This window comes from Agarivorans sp. 2_MG-2023 (assembly GCF_030548085.1).
Lineage (GTDB): Bacteria > Pseudomonadota > Gammaproteobacteria > Enterobacterales > Celerinatantimonadaceae > Agarivorans.
In genome coordinates this window covers 21,095-41,590 of record NZ_JAUORQ010000007.1, presented here as the reverse complement: position 1 = coordinate 41,590, position 20,496 = coordinate 21,095, and the positions used below count along the sequence as shown (strand labels likewise).

At 46.0% G+C, this 20,496-nt stretch carries 20 protein-coding genes; 12 read left to right on the top strand and 8 right to left on the bottom strand.

What is annotated here, in order from left to right:
• Positions 1 to 61 precede the first annotated feature (61 nt).
• The 6 genes from Q4549_RS11900 (at position 62) to Q4549_RS11875 (ending at position 5,260) form a co-directional block, all read left to right on the top strand.
• Positions 62 to 1,243, top strand: coding sequence for an MFS transporter (locus Q4549_RS11900; RefSeq protein ID WP_303552046.1), 1,182 nt, complete (start codon positions 62 to 64; stop codon positions 1,241 to 1,243).
• 59 nt (positions 1,244 to 1,302) lie between these two features.
• Positions 1,303 to 2,595 (top strand): condensation domain-containing protein, encoded by a 1,293-nt coding sequence (locus tag Q4549_RS11895; protein WP_303552043.1) that lies wholly within the window; start codon positions 1,303 to 1,305, stop codon positions 2,593 to 2,595.
• 141 nt (positions 2,596 to 2,736) lie between these two features.
• Positions 2,737 to 2,994 carry a GrxA family glutaredoxin gene (locus tag Q4549_RS11890; protein ID WP_137672398.1) on the top strand — a complete coding sequence of 86 codons (258 nt, stop codon included), beginning with the start codon at positions 2,737 to 2,739 and terminating at the stop codon, positions 2,992 to 2,994.
• A 174-nt stretch (positions 2,995 to 3,168) separates the two neighbouring features.
• The gene (locus Q4549_RS11885; RefSeq protein WP_235836167.1) at positions 3,169 to 3,366 is read left to right on the top strand and encodes a DUF4250 domain-containing protein; all 198 of its coding nucleotides are present in this window, start codon (positions 3,169 to 3,171) and stop codon (positions 3,364 to 3,366) included.
• Positions 3,367 to 3,424: 58 nt separating this feature from the next.
• On the top strand, positions 3,425 to 4,018 hold the full coding sequence (locus Q4549_RS11880) for a hypothetical protein (RefSeq protein WP_303552040.1): 594 nt from the start codon (positions 3,425 to 3,427) through the stop codon (positions 4,016 to 4,018).
• A 210-nt stretch (positions 4,019 to 4,228) separates the two neighbouring features.
• Positions 4,229 to 5,260, top strand: coding sequence for a porin (locus tag Q4549_RS11875; protein ID WP_303514498.1), 1,032 nt, complete (start codon positions 4,229 to 4,231; stop codon positions 5,258 to 5,260).
• A gap of 173 nt (positions 5,261 to 5,433) precedes the next feature.
• On the opposite strand, the gene argA is transcribed toward Q4549_RS11875, so the two are convergent.
• The gene (gene argA / locus Q4549_RS11870) at positions 5,434 to 6,765 is read right to left on the bottom strand and encodes an amino-acid N-acetyltransferase (protein ID WP_303514496.1); all 1,332 of its coding nucleotides are present in this window, start codon (positions 6,763 to 6,765) and stop codon (positions 5,434 to 5,436) included.
• 182 nt (positions 6,766 to 6,947) lie between these two features.
• On the opposite strand from argA, the gene Q4549_RS11865 reads away from it, so the two are divergent.
• Complete coding sequence (locus Q4549_RS11865; protein WP_303514494.1) at positions 6,948 to 7,670, top strand: TetR/AcrR family transcriptional regulator; 723 nt, start codon at positions 6,948 to 6,950, stop codon at positions 7,668 to 7,670.
• On the opposite strand, the gene Q4549_RS11860 is transcribed toward Q4549_RS11865, so the two are convergent.
• A complete protein-coding gene (locus tag Q4549_RS11860) occupies positions 7,662 to 7,874 on the bottom strand; it encodes a hypothetical protein (protein ID WP_137672393.1) in 213 nt (70 codons plus the stop codon). The two genes, Q4549_RS11865 and Q4549_RS11860, sit on opposite strands and share 9 nt — an antisense overlap.
• Before the next feature lie 172 nt (positions 7,875 to 8,046).
• Here Q4549_RS11860 and Q4549_RS11855 point away from each other — a divergent pair, with 172 nt between their 5' ends.
• A complete protein-coding gene (locus Q4549_RS11855; protein WP_137672392.1) occupies positions 8,047 to 8,871 on the top strand; it encodes an HDOD domain-containing protein in 825 nt (274 codons plus the stop codon).
• A gap of 49 nt (positions 8,872 to 8,920) precedes the next feature.
• On the opposite strand, the gene Q4549_RS11850 is transcribed toward Q4549_RS11855, so the two are convergent.
• From Q4549_RS11850 to Q4549_RS11835, 4 genes are all read right to left on the bottom strand, one after another.
• Complete coding sequence (locus Q4549_RS11850) at positions 8,921 to 12,067, bottom strand: efflux RND transporter permease subunit (RefSeq protein ID WP_303552037.1); 3,147 nt, start codon at positions 12,065 to 12,067, stop codon at positions 8,921 to 8,923.
• Positions 12,068 to 12,104: 37 nt separating this feature from the next.
• Positions 12,105 to 13,268 carry an efflux RND transporter periplasmic adaptor subunit gene (locus tag Q4549_RS11845; RefSeq protein ID WP_303552034.1) on the bottom strand — a complete coding sequence of 388 codons (1,164 nt, stop codon included), beginning with the start codon at positions 13,266 to 13,268 and terminating at the stop codon, positions 12,105 to 12,107.
• 18 nt (positions 13,269 to 13,286) lie between these two features.
• Positions 13,287 to 14,690 (bottom strand): efflux transporter outer membrane subunit, encoded by a 1,404-nt coding sequence (locus Q4549_RS11840; RefSeq protein ID WP_303552032.1) that lies wholly within the window; start codon positions 14,688 to 14,690, stop codon positions 13,287 to 13,289.
• A gap of 128 nt (positions 14,691 to 14,818) precedes the next feature.
• Positions 14,819 to 15,544, bottom strand: coding sequence for a gamma-glutamyl-gamma-aminobutyrate hydrolase family protein (locus Q4549_RS11835; RefSeq protein ID WP_303552030.1), 726 nt, complete (start codon positions 15,542 to 15,544; stop codon positions 14,819 to 14,821).
• Between the two features lie 135 nt (positions 15,545 to 15,679).
• Here Q4549_RS11835 and Q4549_RS11830 point away from each other — a divergent pair, with 135 nt between their 5' ends.
• Positions 15,680 to 17,176: an aldehyde dehydrogenase gene (locus Q4549_RS11830; protein ID WP_303552027.1), complete on the top strand. Its 1,497-nt coding sequence runs from the start codon at positions 15,680 to 15,682 to the stop codon at positions 17,174 to 17,176.
• 8 nt (positions 17,177 to 17,184) lie between these two features.
• Here the strand turns inward: Q4549_RS11830 and Q4549_RS11825 are convergent, their stop codons facing one another.
• Positions 17,185 to 17,376 carry a hypothetical protein gene (locus Q4549_RS11825; RefSeq protein WP_137672386.1) on the bottom strand — a complete coding sequence of 64 codons (192 nt, stop codon included), beginning with the start codon at positions 17,374 to 17,376 and terminating at the stop codon, positions 17,185 to 17,187.
• A 503-nt stretch (positions 17,377 to 17,879) separates the two neighbouring features.
• On the opposite strand from Q4549_RS11825, the gene Q4549_RS11820 reads away from it, so the two are divergent.
• The 3 genes from Q4549_RS11820 to Q4549_RS11810 all read left to right on the top strand — a co-directional run bounded on the left by Q4549_RS11820 (position 17,880) and on the right by Q4549_RS11810 (position 19,415).
• Positions 17,880 to 18,419: a hypothetical protein gene (locus Q4549_RS11820; protein ID WP_303552025.1), complete on the top strand. Its 540-nt coding sequence runs from the start codon at positions 17,880 to 17,882 to the stop codon at positions 18,417 to 18,419.
• Positions 18,420 to 18,529: 110 nt separating this feature from the next.
• Entirely contained in the window at positions 18,530 to 18,955 is a 426-nt protein-coding gene (locus tag Q4549_RS11815) for a pentapeptide repeat-containing protein (protein ID WP_303552022.1), read from the top strand.
• A 91-nt stretch (positions 18,956 to 19,046) separates the two neighbouring features.
• Positions 19,047 to 19,415, top strand: coding sequence for a VOC family protein (locus Q4549_RS11810; protein WP_303508196.1), 369 nt, complete (start codon positions 19,047 to 19,049; stop codon positions 19,413 to 19,415).
• A gap of 125 nt (positions 19,416 to 19,540) precedes the next feature.
• On the opposite strand, the gene speB is transcribed toward Q4549_RS11810, so the two are convergent.
• Complete coding sequence (speB, locus tag Q4549_RS11805; RefSeq protein WP_303552020.1) at positions 19,541 to 20,461, bottom strand: agmatinase; 921 nt, start codon at positions 20,459 to 20,461, stop codon at positions 19,541 to 19,543.
• Positions 20,462 to 20,496: the final 35 nt, after the last annotated feature.

Genomic DNA, 20,496 nt, shown 5'->3' with positions numbered 1-20,496 from the left:
AATGATTATCCGCGCTTAGCAATAAATTACAATAAACTCGCTGATGTATTGGAGTTTGTTAGTGACCTATTCGCGTATCCCCCTGTTGTTCTCTATTGCCTTTATTGCCTGTTCTCAATTAACCAACGGCTTACTTACCCCTGCGCTACCAGAAATGGCGCAGCACTTTGCGGTAGACGAGCATTTAGTACAGCGGCTTATTGTGTGTTTCATTTTAGGTTTAGGCATCTCTCAGCTGTTTTATGGTCCGCTAGCCGACAGTTATGGACGTCGTCGTATATTCTGGCTGGGGCAAAGTATTTTCTTGCTAGGAAACCTGCTTACTTTTTTAGGCTTAAATAACCTTAACTTGTTGTTGGCGGGAGTGATGATTCAAGGATTGGGCGCTGGCAGTAACCAAATTTTGGCGCGCTGCTTAATTAGCGATAGCTACCGCGGAAAACATCTCAAAAATGGTTTTGCTTGGCTAGGTATGGCTGCGTCGGTGATTCCGGTTCTTGGGCCCGTAATTGGCGGTATAGTTACGGCTTACTGGGGCTGGCACTATCTGTTCATTATTATCGGCATCGCTGGCGCGAGTTTAATGATTATTGCCGCTAAGTTGCTGCCTGAAACCCAAGCCGAGCCCGGCCCGCCGTTACAGGTTAAGCGAGTGGTTAACGATTACCTAACGCTAGCCAGCGATAGCAATTTTGTTCGTTACTCCAGTTACGGGTGGATCGCTAGCATTGGTTTGATGTACATGATTAGTAGCGCTCCATTTATCTTGCAGCACGATTTTGGCTTAAGTGCCGACGACTTTGGTTTAATGATGATTATTCCTGCCGGCGGGCTCGCCCTTGGTAGCGCCTTCACTCGACGATTCACTGGCCGTTGGCCAGAGCAGCACTTACTGGGATTTGCGTCTTGCTTGCCGTTTGTCGCGGCCCTTATTTTGGCTACTCAAGCGCACTCTTTAGCATGGGTGGTAGTGGGTATGGCGATGATAAGTGTGAGTGTCGGGGTTATTTATCCTATCTCACAAGCTGGCTTGTTTGGTTTGTTTCCAAGCCAAGCGGGCGCGGTATCAGCGTTAAGTGGTACCACTCAAATGACCTTAACCGCTATTGCGGTGGGCGGTTTAACGACCTTATTGGTGCCAAGTCCCGATGCGATGGCGATCATATTTAGCATCATGGGTGTGGGTTTAATGCTAAACATGGTGATCCAGATACTAAAAGTGAAAGTCCCATCTATGCAATGATGAGCCTTGTTAGTCACTTAGCTGCAGTTGTAGTTAAGTAAATCAACAAAGGAGCATTGATGACGATTCGTCCTTTAGGTGTAACTGAAGCTTTATTTGCCGAACTTACTAGCACCGGCGCTATGTTAGTGGTGAATGCAGTAAGTGTGAGAGGGCAAATCAACCCGGCTCACATTACGCATATTCACCAGTTATTGCAGCAGCGCCACCCATTGCTATCAGTATGCCTTTCTCAAGTTGATGAACAATGGCAATGGTTGCCGAGCTCAAAACCGCCGAGTGTTGAGGTGATTGAGTTTAACGGCGACGACGCCGCGTTCCCGCAATTTCTCACTGAACATATGCAGCAGCAAACCAATACTCCCTTAAGTGCGTCTGGCTTGCTTTGGCGGGTGAGGGTGCTGATAGGTGCAGAGCAGTCAGCTCTTATTGTAAGTATGCACCACAGTATTTGTGATGGTTTATCGGCCACGGCTTTATTAGCCGAGTGGTTAGAGCGGCATCAACAAGTGGCTGAGCAGCAGGCGCCGCAATTTGTTCCCTTTGCTATTCGCCAATGTGTACACCATGCCATTCCTGATATTGATTTATCGACAGGTGAAAGTCCTTTTTGTGCACCGATTACACCTGAGCAAACAAGCGCTTGGCTTAGCCAAACCAGCCCACAAAGCTTGCAGCAAAATAAACTGGCGCTGCTGGCCTTTAGCCAGCAACAAACTACTCAGCTTCGAGATTTGGCGCGAGAGAATCATGTGAGCTTGACTATTTTGCTGTACACCGCAGCAGTTGAAACGGCCTTAGCATTAGCTAAATCAAACACGACTTTGGTTAGCGCAGGTGGAAATGCTAACGTGCGGCCAATAGTTGCGCCTCCGGTAGATGAGCATGAGCTAGCGTGTTACGTATCGATGTTCTCTTTTGCGGTAGATTGCTCCGCAGAGCAAACCTTTTGGCAACGCGCCCAGCAAGTTAACGCGCTATATCAGCAGCAAGTCAATACCGGGCTGCATTTAGTCTCTTGTAGCGATGAATGGTGGCAAGCTCAAGCGCCGCGCCGAGCGGATGAAGATATGAAGCAAGTGGCGGGGCGCTTTAACTGCTTACACTTGTCTAACCTCGGCAATATCGCCCCTTTATTTGCCCAGGCAAGCGCTACTGCATTGGTTCCGCAGCAATATTACTTTACCGCTGCTCAGCATCTTATTGGCGCTATATTCTGGTTGGGTTCGCAAAGTTTGGCCGGTGCGTTAACGGTTACCATTAATTGTGTAGAACCGATGATTAGCACAGAAATGCGCAATAACTTTGTTGAGCAGTTTAAGCAGCGTTTGTTGGCGATGACTGATGGGTAGAGCAATGAAAGAAACTAATCAGTACGCAGGTCTATAGAGTTTGATAGTTGTTGCCTATCGCTAACAACGAAATATTCAATTTTTTAATTTAATGCTTAGCCGTTATAGTAAGCCCAATTCACGTTATTCTGGAGTTTAACAATGTTTGCAGTAATTTTTGGTCGTCCGGGTTGCCCTTATTGTGTTCGTGCAAAACAGATTGCTGAACAACTTAGCGAAGCACATGAAGACTACAGCTTCCGTTATGTTGATATTCATGCTGAAGGTATTTCTAAAGCTGATTTGGAAAAAACCGTAGGCAAACCTGTAGAAACAGTACCGCAGATTTTTGTTGATGAAACACACGTGGGCGGCTGTACAGAATATGAAGCATTAATGCGTGAGCAATTTGATATCTAATTGCTAAGTAAGATGCTGTTAAAGCCTGGCCTTGGTCAGGCTTTTTGCGTTTTAAGGCTGGGTAAATAAAAACGTACAGCAGTTTAGGCAAATGCTAGGTTCAAAATTTGTCACCCTTGCTGCTTTTTTAGCTAAGCTCAAATTAACTCAATACCATTTAATACTCGGGAGAGAATGATGGATGCTAGCTACATGTTAAACCTAGAAGCCAACATATTATTGGGCATTGTGAACGAAAAGTTACGCCTAGAGTGCGATAGCTTGGAAGATCTCGCCTTAACGTTTGGCCTTGAAGAGCGATCTTTAGCGCGCCGTTTAGAAACTATTGGTTATCACTATAATGCGATAAGTAACCAGTTTAAGCAGATTTGATCTTGGCTTAAGTGACTGAATGTTAGACACTGTTGATGTGTCTAACAGGAGGTTACCGATGCTAAAGACAGGATGTTTTTTACTTGCGTGGAGTATTTCGCTACCGGCTCTGGCCGATCTTAGTATTGGAGCGGGTTACACCTTTGGTGGTGAAATGACCGACCTTGATACAGAAGAAACCTACTCGGTGCGTTCTGCACCTTCTTATATGGCGGCTTTTGATTTTGCCACCACCAGTGGTGAAAACCGCAAGCGCGAAACCTACGACAATTACGTTGGGGCTTTAGTCTCTTGGCAAAACACCGAGATGAACGACAACGCTAACACCGACGTTGACGTATTGTATGCTCACCTAACCGCCTCTCGCCGTTGGCAGTATGAGAATTTTGAAACCTTTGCTAGTGGTGGCGCCGGTCTTACCCATTTTGCGGCAAGCCCTGGCAGCGACACCCAGCGTTTTTCTATTAGTATTGGTGGTGGTTATTTTTATCACCTAACTGAGAACCTCGATTTAAAACTAGAGGGTCGCCTATATGGCACCTTTGTAAACGATGGCACCAAAATAGAATGTGGCCCAGGATGCCAAGTGACCTTTGTTGGCGGTTATTGGTCGCAATTGGGTCTTAACATGGGCTTGAACTACCGTTTCTAAGCGTTTGAATAAACCGTATTTTACTCTGTACGTGTTTAATTAACTTGAGCATTAACTAAATAAAATGCTTAATAATTAGACATTTGCAGAGCTTTCCTTAAAGTTCCGCTGTCATTAATCTTTAATATTTCAGTCACCTCTCTGTCATTTACCAACCCTAAGATTTGTTCAACTTTTACTTGATACAGTTCACATTTTTTAGGGATTAAAATGAAAAAGCTTACTCTTATTGCTATCGCAGTTGCCGCTGCTTCTGGTTCAGCTAACGCTGCTAAAGTATACGAAGACGAGAAACACGCTGTAGACCTATATGGTCGTATTTACGCGGGTTACACTGCTGGTGACGACGCTGGTAAGTCTGATAACTTTGGTGCAGACCAATACGTACGTTTTGGCGCTAAAGTTAAATCTATGATTGGCGCATCAAACTACGCTTTAGGTCGTTACGAGCTACAAATGGAAAACAACGGCGAAGGTGACAACACTTCAGCAACTAAAGCGCGTTTAGCTTACGCTGGTTTTGGTGGCGACTTCGGTGAAGTTACCTTTGGTCGTAACTACGGTGCTCTAGAGTTAGTCGCTGACTGGACTGACTCAAGCTACGTTAACCCATACGGTAACTCTGCTATCGGTATCAGCTCTAGCCGTGAAGAAGGTATTGGCCGTTCAGACAGCGTTCTTAAATACGCGGGCGAATTCAGCGGTTTCGATATCCACGCTTCTTACAAGTTTAACGACAACCAAAAAATGGACGATGCTGATGGCAACCAAACGGTTGACGCAGACAACTCTGCTTACGGTATTGCTTTAGCTTACACTTTTGATTTTGGTCTTGGTCTAGGTGCGGGTTACAACATTGCTAACAATGGCGAAGCAAAAGACAGCAAGCTAGCGTTATTGGGTGTTAACTACGATGCTAACGGTGTTTACGCAGCAGCTAACTACTCGATGGGCGAAAACAACAAAGCATTTAAACTTCACGGTTCAGACGCTAAAAACGAGCACACTGGTTACGAGCTAGTTGCAGGTTACAAGTTCACTAAAACCTTCCGTGCGCAAGCAATGTGGAACAAAGCTGAAGTTGAGCCACAAGGCGGAGCTAAGTACGACAACGTTGATTACTACACAATTGAAGGCCGTTACGACCTAACTAAGCAATTGCGTATCGTTGCTGCTTACCAAATCAACAACATCGACAATGCTGAGAACGAGTTCCACTTCGCAGCACGTTACGACTTCTAAGACAGTTACAACACACGCTAAGCGCCTAACTTAGCGTGTTCCTTATTTTCTTGTGTATGTTTGTCTTTTGCCAGCGCCTTTATGGCGCTGGTTTTTTATTTTCTACAGATATACTCAGCATAAAAAACCACTCACAGTGGAGTGGCTTTTTAGTATGCGTGGCAGACAGCGAGTTAGCGCTCTACATCCATAATTAAAATTTTAGAGCGTCGCTGCAGGTTATAAATAGCCTGTTTCTCGGTGGGTAAGTCTTCGAAATCAGCGGGGCTAAAACCACGCTCCCTGAACCAATGAATACTTTTGGTTGTGAGCACAAATAATTTTGCTAAACCCTGTTGACGGGCTCGATTAACAATGGCTTGAAGTAGTCGATCACCTCGGCTCGCTTGGCGGTATTGCGGGTGGCTAACTAAACACGCTAGCTCACCAATGTTTTCATTATTGAAGGCGTACAATGCAGCGCACCCAATGATCATGCCGTCGCGCTCAACAATGGTAAATCGCTCAATTTCCATTTCTAGCAACTCGCGGGAGCGCCTTACCAGTATGCCTTCTTCTTCCAACGGGCGAATCAGCTCAATGATGCCATTAATGTCATCCAATCTCGCTTCTCTAACTCGCTCATAACTATATTGCACCAGCTGAGTACCACTGCCGTCACGGGTATAGAGCTCTTTTAGCAATGCGCCGTCTTGCTGGTAACTCACCAAATGACAGCGGTCGATGCCTCGGTCACTGCATTGAATGGCCGCCCGCAAATAACGCAGAGTATCTTTGTCGGTATCACGTAAAAAAGGCTCTGAGCGCATTAGCTCGTTGGCGGCATCGGGCAATAGTTCGCTAATCAACTGGCCTTTGTCATTGTGAATACCTTGCTCGGGGCTGAAGTAAATTACTTTATCTGCTTTCAAAGAGACCGCTATTTCCGTGGTGATATCTTCCGAGCAAATGTTAAATAGCTCGCCGGTTACCGATACTCCTAATGGAGACACCATGACTATTTCGCCATGATCTAGTTGGCGCTTAATACTTTGGTGGTTAATACGGCGCACTTTTCCGGTATGCAGAAAATCAATGCCATCTTCAATACCAATTGGTTGTGCGACTACAAAATTGCCACGAACCACATTGATATGAGCTTGATGCAAAGGAGAGTTAACCAAGCCCATCGATAGCTGGGCTTCAATATCCATTTGGATTTGACCTACTGCTTGTTTGATGATGTTTAAGCTACGCTCATCGGTGATTCGCTGCTCGCCAGCAAACATGCAGCTGTGGTGGTGCTCCTCGATTAAACTGTCTATTTGCGGGCGGGCGCCACACACCAACACAATTTTCACACCAAGAGTTTTGAGCAAGGCAATATCTTGAATAATGTTATTAAAGTTGGCGCTAGTGCTAGCTTCTCCGCTTAACATCACTACAAAGGTTTTGCCGCGATGGGCGTTTATGTAAGGAGCCGACTGGCGAAACCAGCTGACTAAATCTTCGGCAGAGCGGTTCAAATTCTTCTCCGTGAATAACTAAACGTAAGATTTGACTTAATAGTCAAATATTCGGTTATTGTTGCATATCCATCAACATTGTCGAGCAATAAGTTTTTCTCGATGACAAATCTTATACATATGTTATGGCCAATTCAGTTGTGTACTATCGCGAGGTAGAGTATAAGCTGCTGTAACATTTAATGACTACCTCAGTATATGTTGAGGTAGCAGGTAAAAATGGAATAAATTTATTACGAGAGGTATTTATGGATAACTATGTCGTACCTGAGCATTTGGCCATGCGTAAGCAACCTAGCCAAGAGCGTACCAGACGACTAGTGGAACACATCTTAGACAGCACCTTGTCTTTGATTCAAGAGCAAGGGATGGCTGCAGTAAATACCAACTTGATTGCCCAACATGCAGAAATCGATATTGCTTCGTTGTACCGCTTTTTTAAAAATAAAGAGGCCATCTTCTTTTCGTTGGCTATGCGCTGGTTTAAAAAGGTTCAAATTGTGGTGGAAGATGTCAACTTCCAGCAAACCTTAGGCAATATCGTAGAGTATCCAGATAGCGCCCAAAGTAAGATAAATGCCCTAGACGAAACAGAAGTGATGCTAGTGAGTTTTCATGAATTGTTTACTCATGATAAAGACTTTAAAGCGCTTGAGAGCTGGCACCGGGTGATAGTGATTGAGCAAACTAAGCGTTCATTTATCAGTCACGGCTCGAAGTGGGATGATGAAGCCTTAACCAGTGTTTGTTTGTACCTGTACGGACTGACTCGCAATTTTATGGCGGGTACCATTGGCTTTTCGGCAGAAGAGCATCACCACCAGTTCACTTGGTTTCAAATCATGCTGAATCAATTACGCAAAATGGTACTGCTAGAAAAAGTACCAGAGAAGTTTTTACGCTAAGGCGTTGCTCACAATATGTGCTTGGTTGGTAGTGGGGTATTCTTGCTCATCAACTAGGCGCTCTGCACCCAAGCAATGTAACCAAGACCCATAATCTAAGGTTTTGTTTCCTAATATTAATTCTTTTAAGACCTGTTCTGATAAACCTTGAGTAATAGGTTTACAGCTGGGCCAAGATTTCCTGTCATTTTGTGCGATCGTCACTGTATTTTCTACGCCTATAAGGTCAAACTGTTCTGCATATAAGATTCAGTGTGGGTCAATTTGGCGATAAACAAGCTCACTTGTTTAGTCTATGTGAATTAACGCTCAATTTTTGACCAGGTAAAGAGTGAAAGCATGCAGTGCTTCACACTATTTTTTAGGAGAGTTGTCCATGGAACTGGAAGCCTTTTTCCAGCAGGTAAAAAAACTGCCAGTAATGCCGCAAATTATGCAGGAATTACTGACAAGCATTAATGATGAAAATGTCGATCTTCACCATTTGGGTAAAAAGCTGGCGACCGATCAATCCTTGGGTGCTAACGTATTAAAAATGGCTAACTCAGCCGCGTTTCGTGGGGTTAAGCAAATTGACTCTATTGAAGCGGCCGCGATCCGCTTAGGTTTAAAACGGGTTCGCTCACTGGTAGTGGCTGCGGGCCTAAATGGCATGATGCCGAGCAAAAACTTCGACCAACAACAGTTTTGGGGACAAGCCATGTACGTGGCGTTGTTAGCGCAAGCATTAGCTAAAAGTACCCATGTTGAACCTGAAACAGCCTTTACCTGTGGCATGTTACACAACTTTGGTGAGCTGCTGATTGCCAGTGCAACGCCTGAAGAAGCTGGGTTAATTGAGTTGTGCTTGGAAACGGGCGAAACGCGGGTGTCGGCACAGCGCAAAACCTTAGGTTTAGACTATGCGCAAATTGGTGGCGAATTAGCGCGTCGCTGGAATTTCTCGCCGGTGATTACCGATGCCATTGAACAGCAGTTAAATCCTATGGACTTTGATGAAGTGTCTAAACCCGCGGTGTTAATCCGGTTGGCAATATTCGCGCATCATGCCTTAAACGCTGGTCTCAGTGCCGAAATGGTAGGTAAAAACTTACCTGAGCCGCTATGTGAAGTGGTTGAGTTGGATAAATCTACCGTGGCTAGCTTTATTGAAGAAGCGGTAGAACAGGGTGAAGCAATGGTTGCTACCACGACCGCCTAAATTCAAACAGTTTATTAAAAAAGGGGTTAGCTTAGCTAACCCCTTTTTGTTAGTTGGTGGTTTTTTCAAAGCCTTTTAACCACCACAGTTTAAAGCGGCGTAAGCCCGCCTTGGCATCTTCCAGCAGTAAGTAGTTAACCGGCACAATCAGCAGGGTGATGCTAGTAGCGAAAATAATCCCAAAGCCAAGTGACACCGCCATGGGAATCAAAAACTGCGCTTGGGTACTCTTTTCAAAAATTAACGGCATTAAACCGGCAAAGGTGGTGAGCGAAGTAAGGATTACCGCTCTAAAACGGGCCACGCCGGCTTTAGTTACCGCGGTCATTAAATCTACGCCTGCTTTACGTTGGCGGTTTATATAGTCCACTAATACCAAGCTGTCGTTCACAACTACTCCGGTGAGCGCCAGCATGCCCATCATACTCATAATGGTTAGTGGCATGCCCATAATCATATGACCAAGTACTGCACCAACTGCTCCGTAAGGAATAATCGACATCACCACTATAGGTTGCCAGTAAGAACCAAAAGGAATCGCCAGCAGGCCGTAAATAACAAACAGTACAAACAATAAGCCCAAGGCCAAACTGGTAAAGGATTCTCGTTGCTCTTTGGCTTCGCCTTCTAAGCTGAAGTTAACCTGCGGGTAAGCCACTAAGGTTTGGCTTAACCACTGCTGCAGTTCGGCTTTAATCACCTCAATATTCGCCTGCTCTTTGTTTACATCGGCGCGAATGTTTTGGGTTCGCATACGGTCGATGCGAGTAATGGTTGCCGGGCTTTGTGAGGGAATCACGCTAGCTACTTCGCTAAACGGCAGCTCTGCGCCATCGGGAGTGCGAATTAACATGTTATTTAAGTTGTATTGAGAGCGCCGTTCATTGGCGGGGTAGCGTACATATACTTTCACGTCTTCGCGACCGCGTTGAATACGTTGTACTTGGTAACCAAAAAAAGCACTGCGTACTTGTTGAGCAAGGTCGTTTAGGGTTAAGCCAAGTGCTTGCGCTTGGGGTTTAATGTTTAACTGCAGCTCTAATTTCCCATCGGCTAAGCTGTCTTCTACATCAAACACCGCTGGGTACTCTTGCAGCTTTTGCTTGGTGAGATCGGCCACTTGCGCCATTGCTGCAAAATCGTTGCTACTAAACTGCACATCTAAAGGTGAACCACCGCGACCAATTTCAGCACGAAAAGTGAGGCTTTCTGCGCCCGGCAACGACCCAATAAGCTGGCGCCATTCACGCACCAAATCACCACTACTCATTGTATTGCTGCGCGACTCCGGAGGCTCTATTTCAAAGACGACTCGACCTTTGTTACTTTGGCCGCTGCTCGAGCCACCGCTGGATCCACTGGTGGCTAAAATGTTGAGAATGATACTGTCGCCGCTGTCGGGGTCGCGATACTTGTCTTGCAGGTTTATGGCGGCATCTAACATGCGATTAATGTAATTGTCGGTGGTATTAAATGCTGTACCTGCTGGCATCACTAAGGTGGCGCGGGCGGTTTCGCTGGGGACTCTCGGGAAGAAAATAAAGCGCACCCAGCCGGCAGTGGCTAGCGACAGCACCACCACAAATACGCTTATCGCAATAGCGGCAGATAATACTCGGCGAGATAAAGCGCGTTTTAACAGTGGTTGATAAAACCTAAGAATGGCTGCTTCAAAGCCATCTGCAAGTTTATTTTGCCAGTAACTAAAGCGGCTTTGGGTTTGTTTGTTCACCGGTTTAATGTGTTTTAAGTGAGCCGGCAAAATCAGTTTCGACTCCACTAAAGAGAACATCAGTACTGGAATAACAATCAGCGGAATTTGTGCAAAAATTTTGCCCCTCACTCCATCTATCATCATTAGCGGGAGAAAGGCCGCTACCGTGGTAAGTACGCCAAAGGTTACCGGTATCGCGACTTCTTGGGTGCCCTTAATCGCGGCATGTAAGGGTTCCTCTCCGGCTTTTAAGTGGGTGTAAATGTTCTCGCCCGTCACAATGGCGTCATCCACCAAGATCCCCAGCACCATGATAAAGGCAAATAGAGAGATAATATTTATCGTTACATCCATGGTAGGCATCATTAACAAGCCGCCCATAAAGCTAATGGGGATGCCAATACATACCCACACGGCAATGGCGGGGCGAAGGAATATCGCCAAGAGTAGCGCCACTAAAATACAGCCCTGAATGGCACTATTTTTAAGGGTGTTTAAGCGCGCTTTCACCACTTTGGCGCTATCTCGCCAATAGTTTAGTGCCAGCCCTTGTGGCAAATAAGGCTGTTTATTGGTGATGTATTGTTTTACTGCATCGGAGATGGCAATCGCACTTTGGTCACCTACGCGATAAACCTCTATCATCACTGTGGGCTGTTTATTAAAGCGGTTAATAATCGTCGTTTCTTCAAAGCCGTCCACCACTGTTGCAATATCAGATAGCTTAATGCGAGTACCATCGGCGCGGCTAATGATCAGTAGGTCGGCAAATTCATCGCCCACATAAGCTTGGCCTTTGGTACGCAGTAAAATTTCGCCGGCTTGGGTTTTCACTGAACCGGCCGACAAATCTAAAGAGGCTTGGCTAATTATTTGCGCCACTTTGCTCAGCTCTAAACCATATTCACGGAGTTTTTGCTCTGACACCTCAATGGAGATTTCGTAGGGCGCTACCGAATCTAACTCTACTTGGGTTAGCTCCGGGAGTTGCAACAATTCGTCACGAATGGATTCGGCCACTAAGCGCAACTCTTTATGCGCAATGTCGCCAGATACCGCCACGGTAATGGTTTCACGTTTGCGTTGGCTTAAGCTTACTACCGGACGTTCTGCGTCACTGGGGAAAGTATTTACCGCATCAATGCGCGATTTAATATCGCTCATTACATCGCGAGTATCGTAGTGAGAGTTGATTTCAGCACTCACTCGCGCAGCACCTTCTTGCGAGACTGAGGATATTTGCTCGATGCCTTCAATGTCACTAATCGCTTCTTCAATGCGAATGGCGAGGCTTTCTTCGCTTTCTTCTGGGCTTGAACCGGGCAGCGATATGCTTACGTTCACCATGTCCAGTTCAAACTCGGGGAATACCTCTAAGGGCAAACGAAACTTTGCCGAGTAAAGACCTAAACCAACAATTAACACCATCAGCAAGTTGGCGGCAACATGGTTGCGCGTAAACCAGGCGATTAATCCATGCATAATAACATCCTAGGTAGAGCAGCTAAGAGGTGCATGGTTAGGCTCCTATCGGCTTGGCAGGAGTGCCGCTTATCACTCGCCCGAGTGGGGTGGTGACTAAGGTTTGTCCGGCACTTATACCGCTTTCTACAATGTAGCTATCTTGGTCTTGCCAAATAATGCTTACGGTTTTGCGTTGCAATAAACCGTCTTCCAAGATAATCACCTGTTGGCCGGAATACAGGGCGCTGCGCGGTATAATAAATACCTGCTCTAGGGTTTTACCTTGAATGGTGGCTCGAACAAATTGACCAATTTTAAGAGAAGGTTTGTTCTCGTTGGCTGGGCCGTAAGGATCATTAATTTGTGCCACTAAGTACAATTGACGACTGGCACTGTCGAGGGCGGCTTCACTGCGCTCAACCTGGGCGTTCCACTGATACTCATGTGCGCCAAAGTTAGAGCGTAAACTCACTTGAGGTTTAACCACATCAGCGTTTGAACGACGGAAGTTTTCAGGAATATTCAACACACTTTGCTCATTCAAACTCAGTGGCAAGCGTACTTCTAAATAGTCGATGGCGTAGCTGCTGGCGAGCGATTTACCGCTGCTCACGTACTCACCCAGTTCCGCACTTTTTTCTAAAACTCGCCCAGCATAAGGGGCACGAATAATGGTGCGCTCTAAATCTAATTTGGCCTTGGTGAGCTTAGCCTTAGCCGAGGCTAATCCCGCTTCTTGAGCAGCTAACTGTGGTTTGCGTAGTACCAAATCGTTGGCGGGTTTACCTTTGCCTAGGCGTTTCCAGTCGCGTAAGGCTTGTTCCACTTTGGCCTGTTCTTCGGCCAGCAATAGCTGAGTTGATTGCAACTCAGCTTCAGCAATGGTGATGGCATTTTGGTAGTCGCGGGCATCTATTTTTACCAGTACTTCGCCTTTTTCAAAAAAAGCCCCTTCACGAAAACTGTCTGATACGTAGGTAATGCTGCCGGCAACCTGGGCAATTAAACTGGCTTCGGTATGTGCTTGTACGCTGCCGTAGGAGTTAACTTTTGCTTGATAGCGTTGGGGGGCTAATGGCATCACTTCTACAGCCAGCTCAGCTAACTGGGCCTGAGGCTTGCGCTGAGCCTGAGGTTTGTTTGCCTTAATGTATTGGCTTATTAGCAAACCAATGATGATCACCAATAGAGGCAAGCTAAGACGTATCAGTTTGGCCATATTAGGCATAACTCCCTGTTAAAATAATGGCTCTGAGGCAAAGGCCTCTCGCGTAGTTTGGGCTTGGTTTAAGCCTCCACCTAGTGCCAGGTAAAGCTCAATACGGTTTTGTAACTGCAAGTTTAAGGCGTTAATGGCACTGCTACGCGCATCAAAGGCGCGGCGTTGCGATTCCAACACTGTGACATACTCATTTAAACCTGCCAGATAGTTTTCAAAGGCCAAAGACTCGGCTTGTTTAGAATCTTCTGCAGCAGTGGCGAGTAGTTGGGCATTTTGATACAGGCTGGGTTCAAGGTTTAAGCTTTGCTCAACTTCGGCAAAGCTATTTAATACTTGCTCTACATAAGCAGCATTGAGAGATTGAGCTTTCGCGTATTGCTGCAGTTGTTGATTCTCACGGCGGGCCGCGTCGAAAATGGGGGCTGTCACCCCAGCAAATAAAGACCACACCAAAGATTCTGCATCCAATAGTTGCCCTAGTTGGTCACTTTGGCCGCCACCACTGGCGGTAAGCGTTAGGCTAGGGAAGCGATCTCGATACGCGGCATACACCCGTAAATCGGCAGCCGCCAGTTGGTATTGCGCCGCTTTAATATCGTGCCGTCGATTAAGCAACTCAGAGGGAACACCCGCTGGCATTGCCGCTAGTGGCACATCTAATACACCGTCTACTTGAATAAGGCCACTGGGGTAGCGGCCCAACAACAACTCCAACTCTCGTTGGGCTTGGGTGAGTTGGGTGGTTCGCGAATTTAACTGGGCGCGAGCAGCGCTTAAATCTGCCCTGGCAAGGTATACATCTAACGCGCTGTTAAGGCCGCCTTGGTAGCTCTCTTCAATAATTTGCAAATTGGCTTTTAAATTATCGTAACGCTCGGCAATTAGTTGCTTTTGTAGCTGAGCTTCTATCACGTTATACCATTGTTGAGCTGTGTTGGCGGCTAAGCGAATTTGAGCTTGCTGCCATTGTTCAAAGCTAACTTTGGCATCTAATACTGCAGCTTGTTGGCGCGCATCTAGCTTGCCAAGCCAGTCGATTTCCCAACTAAAATCTAAGCCTACTCTAAACTGACTGGCGCTATCGTTATTAGTGCCGCTACGTTGGCCACTTACAAAGGCGTCAATGCTGGGCCACTGCTGAGCATTTTGAATTCGAATTTGATAAAGCTGCTGGTCTAGAGCAAAACCTTGTTGTTGCAGTTGCGGGTTACTGCGTAATGCTTCTTTAAGTAGCGGTTGCAATGAAGGAGGGAGTGCTTGCTCAAAGCGTTGCTCAGTAAACTCGCCTTGCTGAAATTGACTGGTCCAACTGCTTGCCGCCAACTCACCAGAGGGCTGGTGCTTCGGGGTATCGGTCATGCTGCAACCGGTTAAGGTGGCAAGTAGTGCTGGTATCCAAACCCATGCAGCCAAGCGCATTGCTGTTCCTTTGTCTATTTCCCTACAGATGGTGTTATTTAACGTTGCTTAGCCAGTGATGTCGAGTGCAGATTATTGCTTTTACCTTAATTTACAGTCGCTTTGGTTTTTATTCCAAAGCTAGGTGCTTATTGCAGCTTATACATTTGCACAATCCAATCGAAAACCGAGTCCGCATTGAGCGGACGTTTCAAACTTGTTTTAGCTAGAACGAACTGGGTAGGGGATAAGATCATTTGTCGTTTATCTATTAGTGCTGCGGCGTAGTCTGGCGCAAATTCGGGATGACCCTGAATAGCCAAGATATGCTGGTCTATTTGGTACATAAAGTTAGGGCAAAAATCGCTGCTGGCCAGTAACTCTGCTTGCGGAGGCAATTGAGTCACTTGATCTTGGTGGCTGACTAAAATACGAAACGGTTCGGCTTTGGCTGTGTCTTCATCCTCAAGCGAGGGGCTGACCCAAGACGGTTTTTGTAACAAGTTGTTGGCCGCGACACCTAAGCCCCATCCTTTGGCCGATTTTTCTACTTTGCCACCTAAAGCACGGGCGATAATTTGATGCCCAAAACAAATGCCCGCCAAGGGGCGTTGTAATTGTTCACACTGCTGAACCCAGCTTATTAATTGCAAAATCCATGGTTGTTGGTCGTAGGCGTTATGGCGGCTGCCGGTAATTAAAAATCCGTCAAACTGATTCAATTTTGGTAATTCGTTGTTGAGCACGTCAAACACATCGAATTGTAGCTTGCTGTCTTGAGCCAATAAATGCTGCTTAAACATGTCGGGATATTCGCCAAATTCTTCAACTAATTGGCTGTCAACTCGGTCGCAATTAAGAAGCGCTATTTGCATAGTAAAAACCCAGAAAAAGCAATGTTTATAAAAACCAGCTGTTAAATAAACTGTATCAAGTATGGAATAATTATCTATATTTGTGTAGCTTTGTTAAATATAACGTAACGAGTGGCGGCATAAACCGGAGGGAACATGGTTCAGCATAACTTACAATATTGGCAACAACAGGCACTAGATTTAGACTTCCCAAAACAAGCATTTATTAACGGTGAATTTGTTGATGCTGTGTCAGGTAAAACCTTTACCAGTATTAATCCGGCCACTGGTGAAATTTTAGCAGAGCTGGCGGAATGTGACGCTGCAGATGTTGAATTAGCCGTGCAAGCTGCTCGCAATGCCTACCAAAGTGGGGTGTGGTCAAACCTTGCTCCCGCAGAACGTAAACAAGTATTACAGGCGTTTGCACAGCTAATAGAGCAGCACCAAGCGCAACTCGCCTTGTTAGAAAGCTTAGACATGGGCAAGCCCATTGGTGATGCCTTGTCTTACGACGCGCCCGCCACCGCACGCTGTATCGCTTGGAATGGAGAGGCAATAGACAAGGTCTACGACGAAGTCGCTCCTGTTACCAGCGATGCCCTGGCCTTAGTCACGCGTGAAGCCTTAGGGGTGGTGGCTGCTATTGTGCCGTGGAATTTCCCGCTAGTAATGGCTTCATGGAAAATTGGCCCCGCTCTCGCCACCGGCAACTCGGTTATTTTAAAACCTTCAGAAAAGTCACCCTTAAGCGCACTGTACTTAGCCAAATTAGCCAAACAAGCAGGTATACCAAACGGCGTATTCAATGTATTGCCAGGCTACGGCCACACTGCAGGCCAATCCCTAGCGCTACACATGGACGTAGATTGCATCACCTTTACTGGCTCAACTGCGGTAGGTAAGAAGCTGGTGCAGTTTTCTGGTCAATCAAACCTTAAGCGCGCATTTATGGAATGTGGCGGTAAAAGCCCCAACCTAGTGTGTGCCGACGTTGCCGATTTAGACAAAGCGGCCGCCACTGCAGTAGCCGCAATTTTTTATAACCAAGGTGAAGTATGTACCGCAGGCTCGCGCTTAATTGTGCATCGCAGTGTGCATCAAGCCTTAGTAGAAAAAATGTTGGCCTTAGTGGAGCAGTGGCAGCCGGGCAATCCTTTAGATCCCAATACCAGCATGGGGGCAATGGTTGACGAAGGCCAAATGCAACGGGTACTCGGCTTTATAGAGGTGGCTAAAGCGCAAGGAGCCAAGCTGCTATGTGGTGGCCAGCAAACACGTAAAGAAAGCGGTGGCTTTTATATTCAACCGACTATTTTTGACGATGTTGATGCCAATTTAGACATTGTAAAGCAGGAGGTGTTTGGCCCCGTGTTAGTGATTCAAGTGTTTGATGAACTAGAGCAGGGCATTGCCTTAGCCAACGATACCGAATACGGCTTAGCAGCAGGATTGTGGACTGCCGACATTAACACCGCAGTGCGCACTTCACGCGCTTTACGAGCAGGAACGGTATTTGTAAACAATTGGGATGGTGGCGATATGACCATGCCATTCGGTGGCTTTAAGCAATCGGGGAATGGCCGAGACAAATCGTTGCACGCACTCGAAAAATACACCGAACTTAAATCAACCTGGATAGACTTAAGTTAGTGACAAGGCTATTTGCCCGATTCGTGAGTGTCGGGCGTTTCAATAAAGTGGTCCAAGATAAACTGCTGGTCGAGAGGGTTTAAATCAAATCGAAACGCAACTTCGTTGAGAGAACGAGCATCATGACAATGATGCTCGCCAATGTACTTAACCGCTCGAATCAAATCAGTTCCCTTGGGCAGCAAGTAACAATCGCTCATCGCTAGCCCTCCTACATGGGTACTTAAAGTATAGTTGCCCCCGCTAAAACTAAGGTGTATTCGCCCTTTTTCGCCAAGCTTTTGTGCAAGTTTGTTAAGGCGAGCAATGCTTGCGTTTTATCTTATTGAAATTGGCTTGCCGACCTTAAGCAAGTATTGACTGACACAAAGGGGATAAGCTCACTATTTGGGTCAACAAGGGCAATGTTAGCGCCCTCGGTTATTAGAATATTTGCGCCATACAAGCCGCGAAATTTCTCGTTGTTTTGGTCTAGCGAAAAGCCGGAATGGGTAGCACTTTAAGGTGGAATTCTTTGTCTATTTCTTGATATTTACTGTTTTTTCACACAGCCTTTTTGAGATTCCTCCTTTCCACAAACACTTGCATCCTTTCGTGCTGAGTTTTTTGTTATTTCTTGTCTTAGGTGGCTGATGATGCGAAGGAAAAGTGATAATCTGGCTTTCAATAAATGCGTGATAAGAGGAATTTTAGGGGAAATTGTATGTCCACAAGTTCTATTAGCAGAAGAATAGAATCTAGTATTAATAGTTTTCAACAGAATGACTTTGAAAGCGCGTTAGTTCATTATTTTCCCGCACTTGATAAAACTGCAAAAAAGCGATTCCCAAAAGATGCTGTGGGAAAAAGGATAAAGAAATTTCTAGATGATGAGCTAGACATAATTACATACATAGCAACCCAGAATATTTTCCGAATCAACGTTGATGGCGTAAGCTTTCCCGAAGCAATTTATAAGTTCGGGAGGACATCTATAGCTCATGAAGGTGAACTTGATCCGAGGCTAAACTTTGACAATACAACAGGTATGTCTATTGGGGAGCAATGGAACTTACCACCTAGTTTTATAATTGGCTTGATTCTTTCGGTAGTGTTAGCGCCTGAAAATAATACGGAGCAATTAAACGGAAGTTATGGGGTTACAATTCATGGTGACAAACTCGACCTCGGCCAGCAGTGGGGAAATCGTTCAGGCTTTCGCTCCTACATGGAGCACAAGTTTGGCCGTGCAATCTTTGAATAAAATTCCTAACAAAAACATCAAGGTGACGCCTTACACTCGGCGGTTTTGGTATGGAGTTCAGTGCGCTTGGTAAGTCTATCATGGCGCACCTTATGTTAGGCGTTAACTGTATGGGTAAGACAAACAAGGTCCGGCTGACTGTTCGGGATGACAATGGAAACCACCTTCAAGCTGCACATGTAGAAGTGTTGGGCTGTGATTATGAGGGGGCTGATTTATCAGGCTTATCTTACATTGCTCAAAAGGGGCTCAGAGGTAAGTGTTTTCGGCATTCCATTCTCTATTGGGCGAATCTTTCAGATTCTGATTTTAGCGGCTGTGATTTTCGAGGTGCTGATTTGAGAGGTGCAGTTCTGATGGGTACAAACTTAAGTGACTGCGACTTTCGTGGGGCGAACCTTGGGAATGATCAAATGGGTGGAGAGACCCAAATTGATGGAGCCAATTTTGAAGGCTCAATCTATGATCGCTCAACCGTATTTCCTGAAGGTTATAGCCCTAAAACTGCACAAATGCAGTATCAGGAAAACAGTTAACAAGAAAAACCATTGGGACAAGTTAAACAGCGCGGCTTTGCCGCTAACTTGCTCCCTGTTTTAGGCGTTATGTCCAATTGGAGAATCGGTAATGAAACTAGGGAAAGGTATACCTCAATTGCCATCTGGAGATATAAAAGTTACTGCGGAATTTTTTGAATCTAAGATTGGATTTAAAGTAGAAGCAATATTTCCAGATCATGGACACTTAATTCTTACCCGAGATGACGCAGAGATTCATTTTTGGAGCGCAGAAAGTGAAAATCACGCCCGAACTATTGGTTCTGATAGTAGCTGTTATATTAGAGTGGAAAACGTATCAGAACTTTATGCGGAGCTGAAAGAGCGAGATGCTCCATTCCGGTACGAATTAACCGAACAGCCTTGGGGTATGAGTGAAATGCAAATTGACGACCCCTACGGGAATGCAATTCGGTTTGGCGAACCTGTCGCTAAATAGCGACATAGCAATCACAGGCAATGGACGCGAAAAAGACCGCGCCAATGCTGTAAGCGTTAATTCTTCAATTCCGCGAAAGCCAAAGTCCACTTTTCATAGCTTAACTCATTGCTTCCAATAGCGAATTAACGATGCCTAACAGCCCATAAGTGCAGCAGCTCAATCGCAATGGTTGCGGCCGCGAGTGCCGTTACTTCGCTGTTATCGTAAGCGGGTGCCACCTCTACTACGTCCATTCCGACAATGTTTACGCCTTGCAAGCCACGCAGGATTTGTAGGATTCGGTTAGTGCTTAATCCACCACCAACTGGTGTGCCGGTGCCCGGTGCAAAAGCGGGGTCTAAGCAGTCAATGTCAAAACTAAGGTATAAGGGTTTGTCGCCGATGCGTTGGCGAATTTGCTGAACAATTTGCTCAATGCTTAAGTTATTGGCTTGGTCGGCGTTAATTACTTCAAAGGGATGATTGGCTTTCTCGTAATCGGTTCTAATGCCTAGCTGTAGGGAATAAGCGGGATCGATTAATCCCTCTTTAGGCGCGTGATAAAACATGGTGCCATGGTCGTAACGGCTACCTGCGCTGTAGGTGTCGGTGTGTGCGTCGAAGTGCAGCAACGCCATTTTACCGTGGTGTTTGGCATGTGCACGCAATAGCGGCAGGGTAACAAAATGGTCACCGCCTAAGCTCAGCATGGTTTTGCCCGCTTTAAGTATGCTGGTGGCATAGTCTTCTACTCGCTGGGTAAACTGGGCTTGCTCGCCACAATCAAATACTAAATCGCCTGCGTCCACTAAACCGATACGCTCTAATAACTTAAAATCCCAAGGCCAACGTGTCTCTTCCCAGGCTAGATTTACTGATGCGCGGCGCACCGCATCTGGCCCTAAGCGGGCACCAGAGCGGCCAGTGGTGGCTAAATCAAAAGGGAGGCCGGTAATCACCACATCAGCCGAGCTAAGCGCTGGGCGATGATCTAAGGCTTGGCGTAAAAAAGTATTCGCATTTGAATATAAAGAATAGTCTGGGTGATCAGCCAAGGTACTCATAAAAACATCCGTTGTTATAAAATAATTAACAATTT